At 42.7% G+C, this 14010-nt stretch carries 1 protein-coding gene (running past one end of the window); it reads left to right on the forward strand.

Annotated elements, in window-relative coordinates:
* Nucleotides 1-14010, forward strand: partial view of an SdrD B-like domain-containing protein gene (locus I5168_RS06005; RefSeq protein ID WP_431472691.1) — the 5' portion only. Its footprint extends 13329 nt past the window's final position; 14010 of the gene's 27339 nt are visible here — the first part of the coding sequence; the start codon lies at nucleotides 1-3; its stop codon lies beyond the right edge, outside the window.

A 14010-nucleotide genomic window follows, 5' to 3' on the forward strand; every position in this document is an offset into this window, starting at 1 on the left:
GTGTTACTATTATTATTCATTCTTAATCCTAGTTCGGTTTTTGCTGATGGAACCAAGCAGTTGATGCCTTCTGCGACAGGAATTGAGCCGGCAAATGGTACAGCTCTCTACATAACAAGAGGTCAATTTGGTCCTTATGTTAACGCGCCTAATTCTAGCAGATTGCGTTTTACTATTGCTAATGCTGCTACTGAAAATCTTTATTTTGGGGTGTTTTCAAGGCAGAGGCTAGACGCAGCTAATCATCCAGAGCTGGGAGCGTTAACTTATTATCGTATTTACGACCAGAGTGGTACGTTAGTTGAAGGAATCAATCCTGCTGGTGTGCAGGTAGGAACATTGTCAGGTAGATTTGATGATGGTGCAGGAGCAAACCCAATCGCGGGAGATGCTGGATTTATATCAAATTACACAGAGGCTTTTAACGGTCCAAACGGTGTAGGTGGAGTTACAAATGGTTACAATCCTTATGTATTTAACCCTGCAACTGCGGGAAATTATTATATTGAATTTTATGTAAGTATTGATGGTGGTGCCACCCCATTTGCTTTTGGAAATGGAGATCCGGCTATTTTCTTTTTTCCATATTTTGATTTTACTGTGGGGTCTACAGCCTCTGCAATTCCAGGAAGAATATGGTCTGATAAATGGTCGTTAATTGGTTATCAAAATCAGGATGCTGATGGTGATATAGGTACTCCAAATGTACCTAATCCTACACTAGATGCATCTGTTGAGGGTGAATTTTACGCGTATACTGATGATCAGGTAATCGTTAAAGTGGATTTTTTACCAGGATTTAGGCCATTAGCCTATGAGTTGTCTATGAATAGATTTGGTGTTGTTGATGATGATGATAATCCAGCGAATGATTTTCTTTTAACACGAAGATCTGTAAATAGACCTTCCAATACTTCTCCTAATTTAGACAATGGGTATCCGGTCTTTTTGACGGTTCCGGATCAATCTGTTTTTATACCTGCTCCACAAGCAGATCCGATATTAACTGGCGAGATTTTTGGTTGTCCGGGTAACTATTACATTCCTTATACTTTGGATGCACCTGCAGATGTTGCTCTTTTAGTAGATTTTGATGGTAATGGGGTTTTTGATGCAAATACTCGGGATGTTGTTATTGAAGCATTTGAACAGCCAATAGGTGATAACTTGCTTTTTTGGGATGGGTTAGATGGGTTTGGTAATGTATCCGAAGCAGGTGTGAGTATAGGTTTAAAGTTAGTGTCTTATAGAGGTAGAACCAATGTTCCTATGTATGATGCGGAATTCAATTTAAATGGTCTAACTATGGAGTCCGTGACTCCTACTATAGCAAGTCAAAAACTTTTTTGGGATGATTCACAATTAACAGCTTTTGGAACTTGTGTAGACGACACAACTCAGAATACTGCAAATACGACTACTGGATCTTTTATAAATACGAATTTGTTAGATGGAAGTGTGGGGCCAGGTCACGCATGGAATGGGTCTAATCCTGGTAATACAGTGCCTGCAACCGCTGGTGCTGGTGAAGGTACTAATACTCCGGCTCTATTATGTGATGATTATGGAAATCTAAGAGTTATTAATACATGGTTTTATGGTTCTGAGGTAGAATCCTCTGTGGTACAATTAGTTGTTCCTTCATGTGATCAAGATGGTGATGGAGTTCATGATCTTGTTGATATTGATGATGACAATGATGGGATTCCAGATGTAGTAGAATTAGAAAATGTTAATGCTAGCGATCCTCTTGGAGATGATGATGGTGATGGATTGTTAAATTATTTTGACCCATCTAATGGCCCAGGAACGGATGGTCCTTCCAGTTCAAACTTTGTTGATAACAATAATGACGGTGTAAGTGATTTATATGATACTGACGGTGATGGAATTATAGACCAGTTTGATTTAGATGCTGATGGAGATGGTGTCCCTGATAATGTTGAAGCTCAAGGTACTCTAGAGTATATAGCTCAAGGTGGTTTAACAGATACTGACGGTGATGGTTTGGTGGATACTTATGATCCTGATTGTAACGGTTCGTCCACTACTAGTGCTAGTGGTAATGCTGTTTCAGGATTTACTTATGGAGGTAATCAGGATATTACGCCAGCATTAGGTACACCCGAAGCAAATGGTATTGCCGCTACTAATCTTAATGGAGTTCGTCTTAGAAATACCGGTTCTGCAGGTGAAACTCAAGGACCATTAACATTAGAATTTGATAGAGGACTACCGGTAGGGACTACAATTACATTTTCAATTGCAAATGATATTGGTGCAGGTGATAGCATGAATATCGCTCTTGGTTCACAGTTGATCTCTAATTACAATACAGGTGGAGCTGCTGATTCCTATGTTCAATTTAATGTTGTTACTACAAGTCCAACATCGTCTGTATTTTTCGAATTAAACTCAGGTGGGTTTAGAATAGGCGGAGTTAGCTATAGTTTTACTTCTGGTACCTGTTCAAATGGTTTTGCTGTATTGCCGGTGGATACAGATTTTGATGGGGTTCCTGATTATAAGGATTTGGATTCTGATAATGATTCAATTAACGATACAACTGAAAATAACTTTACTCTATCTGGAAACGATGCAGATTTTGATGGATTAGATGATAGTATTGATGCTACTTCTGGTTATCAAGATCCTAACGGTAATATAAATAATCCATCATCATTACCTGATAATGATGGCGATGTTAATGGTGGTGGTGATGTAAATTACCGTGATACAACTGCTAGCGTTGATTCCGATAACGATGGAATTTTTGACGAAGTAGATTTAGATGATGATAATGACGGAATTTTAGATTCCGACGAATGTTATGTAGAACCAACGCCTACAGGCCCTTATACAAGTACAAATACCACTTTCTCCTTTTCTGGTTCTGGTGGGAATAATAATGCAAATTTACAATCTGTAACATTAGATGGTACTACTTATAATGATTTTATTGTTCCAGATTTATATACAGAGAATTTCAACTCTACAAGTGATAATGTTGTGTATGAGGTTCTTAATGGAACAAGTGGCCAAGGTGCAGGTCCTACAGGAGATAATATTTCAAATCCTAATTGGGAACAAATAATTTTACCAGCCTTCCAATCAAGAAATTTTAATTATTTCCAAGGACTTTCTGGAGCAGTTTTAGATACTGATTTTTATACACTTAGTTACAATGTTCCAATTTCTGTTTCAGGAGAAACTTTCTTATTAGTTTCTGAAAGAAATGGGAATAACACTTTTGATATTGAAGCGTTTGATGCACAAGGAAATAGTTTTGGTCAACTAAATGTAGTACTTACCGATTATATAAATACAGGTATTAACACTTCGGTTGGTCAGCCAATTAATATTGCAGTTTATCCATTATCACAGCTTGCGCCCGCAGGTTCTGTAATAAAGTCTATTAATGTTTCTCCAGGAGCAGATGGAGATGGAGGCGATGGAAAAGTGTTTATTCTTAATGGAGGTTCAACTTGTCCAGATACAGATGGTGACGGGATAATAGATAGTTTAGATGTTGATGCAGATAATGATGGTATTTATGACGCAGTCGAAGCTGGTCATAATGAAGTCAATACTGACGGTCGATTAACCGGTCCAGTTGGTGAGGATGGTGTGCCTAATAGTGTTCAAGATCCTGGTGATGTAGATAACGGCATTGTTAACTATGAATTAGTTAACTCTGATGGTATAGATAATTTTGATTTTCAAGATACTGACTCTGATAATGATGGATGTTCCGATGCTAACGAGGCTTACAACAATAGTTCTGCTGATGGAGGAGATGGTGGTGCCTATGGTTCAGGTATCCCACCAACGAATTCTTCAAATGGTGCTGTTCTTGCAGCAAGTTATGCACAACCAGCTGATTCTAATTCGAATACTGTACCAGATTATACCGAGATAGGACCTGATACAGATGGTGATGGGATCATAGATGCATGTGATGATGTTGATGACCGTCCAGATACTGATGGCGATGGAGTGCCGAATGTTGTAGATATTGATGATGATAATGATGGTATTTTGGACGTGGTTGAATGTAAGGATGAGTCTACATTGGACTGGAGCGTAAATACTTGGGCTGCCGGCACACTTAGTAACTCTTATTCAGTTGATTCTAGAGATGTTAATATAACTGTAGTTGACCCTAACGATGCATTACTTAATTCTCCTAATCTGCCTATTTCGGGAGCTTTTTATCAAGGTGGACAACCATCTATACCGCAAACTCTTATTTCAGGTTTCGACCTACAAACATTAGGAGCAACAGGTACTGTTACTTACACGATCGATTTTAACAGTGAGTCCTTTAACAATGTAGCGTTTACTTTATTTGATATAGACGGTGAGTTAGGTTCAATCAGACGAAAAGAAAGATATACTATAACTGGTTTTAATGGAGCGTCTCAGGTTTTACCAAATATAGTTCCAGCAGGAACTCAAGAGGTTATAGGCAATTCTGTTCTAGGTGTTGATCCAGTTGCCCCAACTGGTGCTGCATCAGCAGCAGGAAATGTAAATATATCATTTTCTGCACCAGTGGATACTATCACTATTGTTTTTGATGTTACTGATGATTCTGTGATCAACCCAGGTTCCGAGCCAGGATTTAGTATAGGGAATATTCGCTTTTCTTCATGTGATTTTGATAATGACGGTATACAAGATTTATTGGATCAGGATAGTGATAATGATGGTATCACGGATAATGTAGAAGCTCAAGATACTGCTGGCTACATACAACCATCTGGTATAGATAGTGATGGGAATGGTTTAGATGATGCTTATGAAACTACTCCAGGAAGTGGAGAAGGGCTTACGCCAGAAAATACAGATGGAGATCCAAATCCTGATTATGTTGATTTAGATAGTGACAATGATAATGTCCCAGATGCTACGGAAGGTTCTGATTTTAATAATGATGGTAATCCTGATACTACTCCTAGTGGAAATGATATTGATAATGATGGACTCGACGATGCGTTTGACGGTGACACAACGGGATATGGAGATCCTAACGGTACTCCTGTAACAAATGATCCTGGTAATGAGTTAAATAATACAGATGGTACTGATCAACCAGATTATAGAGATACCGATGACGATAACGATTCACTTTTGACATCTGGAACTGGAGAGGATACCAATAATGATAATGACCCTACAAATGATGACGAAGATTTAGATGGAGTTCCAAATTATCTTGATCAAGATGATACAGATGGTGATGGGGTTCCTGATACCGTAGATATCGATGACGACAATGATGGTATACTAGATATTAATGAAGATGCTAATTTGGATGGTGATAATAATCCATTTACTAATCCTTCAGATCAGGATGGTGACGGTATACCTAACCATTTGGATTTAGATTCTGATGGTGATGGTATTCCTGATAATAATGAGGCTCAAACTACTTTAGGTTATATTGATCCGTTAGTAAACGACGCAGATGGAGATGGAATTCCAGATGTTACAGCAAATGGTTTACCTACTGCTTATAATCAAAATAACGATGAGCTTGGATTATTGCCAGTTAATACAGATACGGTGGACCTACCTGATTATCTAGATCTAAATTCTGACAATCAAGGCGGGAATGATACTGTTGAAGCTGGATTAACTTTATCAGGTAATGATTCCGATAATGACGGTTTGGACGATGCAGTTGATCAAACACCTACCTATGCTGATCCTAATGGTAATATAGATGATACTGCTAACTTACCAGATACCGATGGCGATTTAAATTCTGGAGGTAATGTAGACTTCAGGGATCGCAGTTTACCTAATGACGAAGATGGTGATGGAGTTGTAGATAGGGATGACTTAGATGATGATAATGACGGAATTACCGATATCACAGAAGGTTTTGAGTTTTACACAGATAATTCTACAACTTGTACTGGTCAAACTTACAATTTTAATGGAGGTACGTTAATCTCAGGTACGGCAGGTCAAGTAGGAGCTAGATACAGATTTTCTGGAGTTCGCGCAGGAATTGATGCTATTGTTGAAATTACACAAAGATCTACTGGAGCAACATTAAATTCTATTGATAACGCTTCTGGTGATGCAAATGCATGGCAGCCTGTAATTAATTATTCTGCAGCATCCTCTGGTGATTTAACAGTTACCTTCAATGTTCAATTGGTAGATGCTGGAACTACTAATCTTACTGTTGTTAATAGAATTAGTGGATTTATTCAGGATGTTGACAGCGACGGGTCAGGTAGAATTAGAGAATTCTATAGATTAAGGAATTTGGTGGGTTATTCATTAAATAACCCTACGAATATTATTGCAACAAATCTTACCGGTGGAGTAACTCAATTTAGAGCAAACGGGACTGGTTCTGCTCCGATTGAGCCTATAGATACCGATGCGAGATATAAAGTATTCTTCCAGCGTCAAGATGTTAATCAATTCGAATATGTAATTGGTGTAACAAAAAATATTAACGCTGCTCAAAGTAGATTCTATAGTGTTCAATTCGATGAATGTGTTATAGATGACTTCGGTGGTGAACCAACTGTAGTAATTATCAATGCTCCAGATTTAGATGGAGATGGTATTCCTAATCATTTAGATCCAGATTCTGATGGTGATGGATGTTCTGATACTGTAGAAGCTGGTTTTATTGATGCTTTCGCGAAAGCGCAGGAAGATGGAATCCTTGGTAATTTAGCTCCTGAAACAGTGGACAGTAGTAATGGTCTTGTTACTAGCGGTGAATCAGGAGAAGGTTATACCCAGCCAGCAGATTTAAATTCTAACGGGATACCAGATTTTCTTGAAGCTGGTTTCGCAGAAGCTTGTTCAACTCAGTTAGAAATTACTAAAACAAGTACATTTGATCCTGCAACAGGAGTTATTAGTTATACCTATATAGTTCAAAATATTGGTTCTAGTTTTGCTTTTGATGTAACGGTTTCAGAGTCTGCCGGACTATTTACTGGTGCAAACACACCTTTGCCTACTCCAGCTTATCAATCGGGAGGAACCAATGAAGATGGTGAAGGAGATGCTATCGATTTAAGACCAGGAGCCTCTGCTACCTTTACAGCGGTGTATACGATTAATCAACAAGATGTTAATTCAGGTCAAGTAGATAATCAAGCTATTGCCAATGCTGTTGATGATAATGGAGATCCAATTTCAGATATATCTGATGACGGTAACGATGGCGATGGTAATACAGAGGATGATATTACCGAAACTATATTAGGTTCAGGTAACCTTGAAGGAATTGTATATAATGATATTAATGGTAATGGAACTTTCGATACTGGAGATGTTCTTCTTTCTAATGTTGATGTAGTTATTACTCCTACAAATGGTGATCCAGTAACGGTTCAAACGAATGCAAGTGGTCAATTCACTGCAACGGTGTTATCTGGCGATGCTACCGTAGACATCGACGATGCTGATTTACCAGCCGGAGCGAATCAAACAGAAGGAACCGATCCAACGACAGTAACGGTAGTAGCCGGAACTACAGTAACAGAGGAGAACAACGGATACAACGTACCAGGAACAGTAGAAGGAACAGTTTATAATGATATAAACGGAAACGGGACACAAGATGCAGGCGAGCCAGGTTTACCAGGAGTAGACGTAGTGATTACCGATGAAGACGGTAACGTACAAACCGTAACAACGGATGCCAATGGAGACTATAGTGCTACCGTAGTAGCTGCAGGCGATGCTACCGTAGACATCGACGATGCTGATTTACCTGCCGGAGCGAATCAAACAGAAGGAACCGATCCAACGACAGTAACGGTAGTAGCCGGAACTACAGTAACAGAGGAGAACAACGGATACAACGTACCAGGAACAGTAGAAGGAACAGTTTATAATGATATAAACGGAAACGGGACACAAGATGCAGGCGAGCCAGGTTTACCAGGAGTAGACGTAGTGATTACCGATGAAGACGGTAACGTACAAACCGTAACAACGGATGCCAATGGAGACTATAGTGCTACCGTAGTAGCTGCAGGCGATGCTACCGTAGACATCGACGATGCTGATTTACCTGCCGGAGCGAATCAAACAGAAGGAACCGATCCAACGACAGTAACGGTAGTAGCCGGAACTACAGTAACAGAGGAGAACAACGGATACAACGTACCAGGAACAGTAGAAGGAACAGTTTATAATGATATAAACGGAAACGGGACACAAGATGCAGGCGAGCCAGGTTTACCAGGAGTAGACGTAGTGATTACCGATGAAGACGGTAACGTACAAACCGTAACTACGGATGCCAATGGAGACTATAGTGCTACCGTAGTAGCTGCAGGCGATGCTACCGTAGACATCGACGATGCTGATTTACCAGCCGGAGCGAATCAAACAGAAGGAACCGATCCAACGACGGTAACGGTAGTAGCCGGAACTACAGTAACAGAGGAGAACAACGGATACAACGTACCAGGAACAGTAGAAGGAACAGTTTATAATGATATAAACGGAAACGGTACTCAAGATGCAGGCGAGCCAGGTTTACCAGGAGTAGACGTAGTGATTACCGATGAAGACGGTAACGTACAAACCGTAACAACGGATGCCAATGGAGACTATAGTGCTACCGTAGTAGCTGCAGGCGATGCTATCGTAGACATCGACAATGCTGATTTACCAGCCGGAGCGAATCAAACAGAAGGAACCGATCCAACGACAGTAACGGTAGTAGCCGGAACTACAGTAACAGAGGAGAACAACGGATTCAACGTACCAGGAACAGTAGAAGGAACAGTTTATAATGATATAAACGGAAACGGGACACAAGATGCAGGCGAGCCAGGTTTACCAGGAGTAGACGTAGTGATTACCGATGAAGACGGTAACGTACAAACCGTAACTACGGATGCCAATGGAGACTATAGTGCTACCGTAGTAGCTGCAGGCGATGCTACCGTAGACATCGACGATGCTGATTTACCAGCCGGAGCGAATCAAACAGAAGGAACCGATCCAACGACGGTAACGGTAGTAGCCGGAACTACAGTAACAGAGGAGAACAACGGATACAACGTACCAGGAACAGTAGAAGGAACAGTTTATAATGATATAAACGGAAACGGTACTCAAGATGCAGGCGAGCCAGGTTTACCAGGAGTAGATGTAGTGATTACCGATGAAGACGGTAACGTACAAACCGTAACAACGGATGCCAATGGAGACTATAGTGCTACCGTAGTAGCTGCAGGCGATGCTATCGTAGACATCGACAATGCTGATTTACCAGCCGGAGCGAATCAAACAGAAGGAACCGATCCAACGACAGTAACGGTAGTAGCCGGAACTACAGTAACAGAGGAGAACAACGGATACAACGTACCGGGAACAGTAGAAGGAACAGTTTATAATGATATAAACGGAAACGGTACTCAAGATGCAGGCGAGCCAGGTTTACCAGGAGTAGACGTAGTGATTACCGATGAAGACGGTAACGTACAAACCGTAACAACGGATGCCAATGGAGACTATAGTGCTACCGTAGTAGCTGCAGGCGATGCTACCGTAGACATCGACGATGCTGATTTACCTGCCGGAGCGAATCAAACAGAAGGAACCGATCCAACGACAGTAACGGTAGTAGCCGGAACTACAGTAACAGAGGAGAACAACGGATTCAACGTACCAGGAACAGTAGAAGGAACAGTTTATAATGATATAAACGGAAACGGGACACAAGATGCAGGCGAGCCAGGTTTACCAGGAGTAGACGTAGTGATTACCGATGAAGACGGTAACGTACAAACCGTAACAACGGATGCCAATGGAGACTATAGTGCTACCGTAGTAGCTGCAGGCGATGCTACCGTAGACATCGACAATGCTGATTTACCAGCCGGAGCGAATCAAACAGAAGGAACCGATCCAACGACAGTAACGGTAGTAGCCGGAACTACAGTAACAGAGGAGAACAACGGATACAACGTACCAGGAACAGTAGAAGGAACAGTTTATAATGATATAAACGGAAACGGGACACAAGATGCAGGCGAGCCAGGTTTACCAGGAGTAGACGTAGTGATTACCGATGAAGACGGTAACGTACAAACCGTAACAACGGATGCCAATGGAGACTATAGTGCTACCGTAGTAGCTGCAGGCGATGCTACCGTAGACATCGACGATGCTGATTTACCAGCCGGAGCGAATCAAACAGAAGGAACCGATCCAACGACGGTAACGGTAGTAGCCGGAACTACAGTAACAGAGGAGAACAACGGATACAACGTACCAGGAACAGTAGAAGGAACAGTTTATAATGATATAAACGGAAACGGTACTCAAGATGCAGGCGAGCCAGGTTTACCAGGAGTAGACGTAGTGATTACCGATGAAGACGGTAACGTACAAACCGTAACAACGGATGCCAATGGAGACTATAGTGCTACCGTAGTAGCTGCAGGCGATGCTACCGTAGACATCGACGATGCTGATTTACCAGCCGGAGCGAATCAAACAGAAGGAACCGATCCAACGACAGTAACGGTAGTAGCCGGAACTACAGTAACAGAGGAGAACAACGGATACAACGTACCAGGAACAGTAGAAGGAACAGTTTATAATGATATAAACGGAAACGGGACACAAGATGCAGGCGAGCCAGGTTTACCAGGAGTAGACGTAGTGATTACCGATGAAGACGGTAACGTACAAACCGTAACAACGGATGCCAATGGAGACTATAGTGCTACCGTAGTAGCTGCAGGCGATGCTACCGTAGACATCGACGATGCTGATTTACCTGCCGGAGCGAATCAAACAGAAGGAACCGATCCAACGACAGTAACGGTAGTAGCCGGAACTACAGTAACAGAGGAGAACAACGGATACAACGTACCAGGAACAGTAGAAGGAACAGTTTATAATGATATAAACGGAAACGGGACACAAGATGCAGGCGAGCCAGGTTTACCAGGAGTAGACGTAGTGATTACCGATGAAGACGGTAACGTACAAACCGTAACAACGGATGCCAATGGAGACTATAGTGCTACCGTAGTAGCTGCAGGCGATGCTACCGTAGACATCGACGATGCTGATTTACCTGCCGGAGCGAATCAAACAGAAGGAACCGATCCAACGACAGTAACGGTAGTAGCCGGAACTACAGTAACAGAGGAGAACAACGGATACAACGTACCAGGAACAGTAGAAGGAACAGTTTATAATGATATAAACGGAAACGGGACACAAGATGCAGGCGAGCCAGGTTTACCAGGAGTAGACGTAGTGATTACCGATGAAGACGGTAACGTACAAACCGTAACTACGGATGCCAATGGAGACTATAGTGCTACCGTAGTAGCTGCAGGCGATGCTACCGTAGACATCGACGATGCTGATTTACCAGCCGGAGCGAATCAAACAGAAGGAACCGATCCAACGACGGTAACGGTAGTAGCCGGAACTACAGTAACAGAGGAGAACAACGGATACAACGTACCAGGAACAGTAGAAGGAACAGTTTATAATGATATAAACGGAAACGGTACTCAAGATGCAGGCGAGCCAGGTTTACCAGGAGTAGACGTAGTGATTACCGATGAAGACGGTAACGTACAAACCGTAACAACGGATGCCAATGGAGACTATAGTGCTACCGTAGTAGCTGCAGGCGATGCTATCGTAGACATCGACAATGCTGATTTACCAGCCGGAGCGAATCAAACAGAAGGAACCGATCCAACGACAGTAACGGTAGTAGCCGGAACTACAGTAACAGAGGAGAACAACGGATTCAACGTACCAGGAACAGTAGAAGGAACAGTTTATAATGATATAAACGGAAACGGGACACAAGATGCAGGCGAGCCAGGTTTACCAGGAGTAGACGTAGTGATTACCGATGAAGACGGTAACGTACAAACCGTAACTACGGATGCCAATGGAGACTATAGTGCTACCGTAGTAGCTGCAGGCGATGCTACCGTAGACATCGACGATGCTGATTTACCAGCCGGAGCGAATCAAACAGAAGGAACCGATCCAACGACGGTAACGGTAGTAGCCGGAACTACAGTAACAGAGGAGAACAACGGATACAACGTACCAGGAACAGTAGAAGGAACAGTTTATAATGATATAAACGGAAACGGTACTCAAGATGCAGGCGAGCCAGGTTTACCAGGAGTAGATGTAGTGATTACCGATGAAGACGGTAACGTACAAACCGTAACAACGGATGCCAATGGAGACTATAGTGCTACCGTAGTAGCTGCAGGCGATGCTATCGTAGACATCGACAATGCTGATTTACCAGCCGGAGCGAATCAAACAGAAGGAACCGATCCAACGACAGTAACGGTAGTAGCCGGAACTACAGTAACAGAGGAGAACAACGGATACAACGTACCGGGAACAGTAGAAGGAACAGTTTATAATGATATAAACGGAAACGGTACTCAAGATGCAGGCGAGCCAGGTTTACCAGGAGTAGACGTAGTGATTACCGATGAAGACGGTAACGTACAAACCGTAACAACGGATGCCAATGGAGACTATAGTGCTACCGTAGTAGCTGCAGGCGATGCTACCGTAGACATCGACGATGCTGATTTACCTGCCGGAGCGAATCAAACAGAAGGAACCGATCCAACGACAGTAACGGTAGTAGCCGGAACTACAGTAACAGAGGAGAACAACGGATTCAACGTACCAGGAACAGTAGAAGGAACAGTTTATAATGATATAAACGGAAACGGGACACAAGATGCAGGCGAGCCAGGTTTACCAGGAGTAGACGTAGTGATTACCGATGAAGACGGTAACGTACAAACCGTAACAACGGATGCCAATGGAGACTATAGTGCTACCGTAGTAGCTGCAGGCGATGCTACCGTAGACATCGACGATGCTGATTTACCTGCCGGAGCGAATCAAACAGAAGGAACCGATCCAACGACAGTAACGGTAGTAGCCGGAACTACAGTAACAGAGGAGAACAACGGATACAACGTACCAGGAACAGTAGAAGGAACAGTTTATAATGATATAAACGGAAACGGGACACAAGATGCAGGCGAGCCAGGTTTACCAGGAGTAGACGTAGTGATTACCGATGAAGACGGTAACGTACAAACCGTAACAACGGATGCCAATGGAGACTATAGTGCTACCGTAGTAGCTGCAGGCGATGCTACCGTAGACATCGACGATGCTGATTTACCAGCCGGAGCGAATCAAACAGAAGGAACCGATCCAACGACGGTAACGGTAGTAGCCGGAACTACAGTAACAGAGGAGAACAACGGATACAACGTACCAGGAACAGTAGAAGGAACAGTTTATAATGATATAAACGGAAACGGTACTCAAGATGCAGGCGAGCCAGGTTTACCAGGAGTAGACGTAGTGATTACCGATGAAGACGGTAACGTACAAACCGTAACAACGGATGCCAATGGAGACTATAGTGCTACCGTAGTAGCTGCAGGCGATGCTACCGTAGACATCGACGATGCTGATTTACCAGCCGGAGCGAATCAAACAGAAGGAACCGATCCAACGACAGTAACGGTAGTAGCCGGAACTACAGTAACAGAGGAGAACAACGGATACAACGTACCAGGAACAGTAGAAGGAACAGTTTATAATGATATAAACGGAAACGGGACACAAGATGCAGGTGAGCCAGGTTTACCAGGAGTAGACGTAGTGATTACCGATGAAGACGGTAACGTACAAACCGTAACTACGGATGCCAATGGAGACTATAGTGCTACCGTAGTAGCTGCAGGCGATGCTACCGTAGACATCGACGATGCTGATTTACCAGCCGGAGCGAATCAAACAGAAGGAACCGATCCAACGACGGTAACGGTAGTAGCCGGAACTACAGTAACAGAGGAGAACAACGGATACAACGTACCAGGAACAGTAGAAGGAACAGTTTATAATGATATAAACGGAAACGGTACTCAAGATGCAGGCGAGCCAGGTTTACCAGGAGTAGACGTAGTGATTACC

Source organism: Nonlabens sp. SCSIO 43208 (assembly GCF_050703575.1).
Taxonomy (GTDB): Bacteria; Bacteroidota; Bacteroidia; order Flavobacteriales; family Flavobacteriaceae; genus Nonlabens; species Nonlabens tegetincola.